Consider the following 1,511-nt stretch of genomic DNA (forward strand, 5'->3'; position numbering starts at 1 on the left):
GCCCGAGGCGCTGGCCGCCGCCGCCGCCTCGCTGTTTGCCTTCGCGGCCGAGCGCACGCCCGGCACCGCCAAGGTGCGCGTGCTGCCGCCGGGCCCCGGCACCGGCCCGCGCGCCGTGGCCGAGATCGTCACCGACGACATGCCCTTCCTGGTCGATTCCGTGCTCGCTGCCCTGGCGCTGCACGGGCGCGCGGTGGACTCCCTGCTGCACCCCATCCTGCGCGTGCGGCGCGATGCCGCGGGTCGGCTGCTGGCGCTGGACGGCGCCGCGACGGCGCGCGAGAGCATGATGCGCGTGACGCTGGGCGCCGTCGGCCCCGTGCTGTCCGGACTCCCGCCGCGCGCGGCCGAGGGGCTGGACGCGCTCGAGGCCGCGCTGACCCGCGCCATGACCGATGTGCGCGCCGCCACCGCCGGCTTCCCCGCCATGCTGGCACTGCTGCGCGGCGCCGAGGCCGAGGTGACGGCCCCCGGCGGGCCGGAGGCCGAGGAAGCCGCGGCCTTCCTGCGCTGGCTGGTCGAGGAGAATTTCGTGCTGCTCGGCCATCGCCGCTTCGCGATGGCGCCCGACGGAACGATCAGCGTGGCGGCGCAGGAGAATCTCGGCCTGCTGGCGGACCCGGGCCTGCCGGTCTTCGACGCGCTGCGCGACCTCTCGGCGATCCCGCCCGCGGTGCACGCGGCGCTTTCCAACCCGACGCCGGTCACCGTCGCCAAGGCCAATATGCGCGCGACGGTGCACCGCCCGCAGCACGCCGACGTGGTGGCGAGCCGGATCTTCGACGCCGAGGGGCGCGTCGTGGGTGGGCGGCTGTTCCTCGGCCTGTTTGCCGCCGCGGCCTACAACCGCAACCCGCGGTCCATCCCGCTGCTGCGGCGCAAATGCGACCGCATCCTCGAAATGGCGGGCGTCGAGCCCGACAGCCACGACGGGCGCGCGCTGCGCAACATCCTCGACACCTGGCCGCGCGACGAGCTCTTCCAGGCGCCGGAGGAGGCGGTCCTGGCCGGGGCGCGCCGCGCGCTCGACCTCACGATCCGCCCGCGCGCGGCGCTGGTCGTGCGGCACGATCCGTTCGAGCGCTTCGTCTCCGCCATCGCCTGGCTGCCGCGCGACACCTTCGACACGCGCCTGCGCGAACGCATCGGCGCGATGGTGGCGCGCGCCTATGACGGGCGGCTCTCGGCCTACTACATCGCGTTGGGCGACGCGCCGCTGGCCCGCGTGCACTACATCATCGCCACACGGCCGGGGGCGGTGCCGGCGGTCGATGTGGCGGCGCTGGAATCGGCTATCGCGCAGGCGGCGCGCGGATTTGGCGAGAGGCTCGCGGAAGCCCTCGCGGCGACGCGCGGCGAAGCCGCCGCGGCCCCGGTGCTGGCGCGCTGGCGCGAGGCCTTCCCCGGCGCCTATCGCGAGGGCGCGACGGCGGCGCAGGGCGTGGCGGATATCGACCTCGCCGAACGCGCGATCGAGGCGGGCCGGCCACGCGCCGACCTGCTGCGCGCGC

1 pseudogene is annotated in these 1,511 nt (G+C 76.0%); it reads left to right on the plus strand.

The window, feature by feature from the left end:
- Positions 1–1,511: pseudogene (locus tag HW578_RS26410) on the plus strand (NAD-glutamate dehydrogenase); the annotation flags it as partial.

Source organism: Roseomonas rosulenta, from assembly GCF_016106005.1.
In the GTDB taxonomy this organism is placed as follows: Bacteria; Pseudomonadota; Alphaproteobacteria; order Acetobacterales; family Acetobacteraceae; genus Neoroseomonas; species Neoroseomonas rosulenta.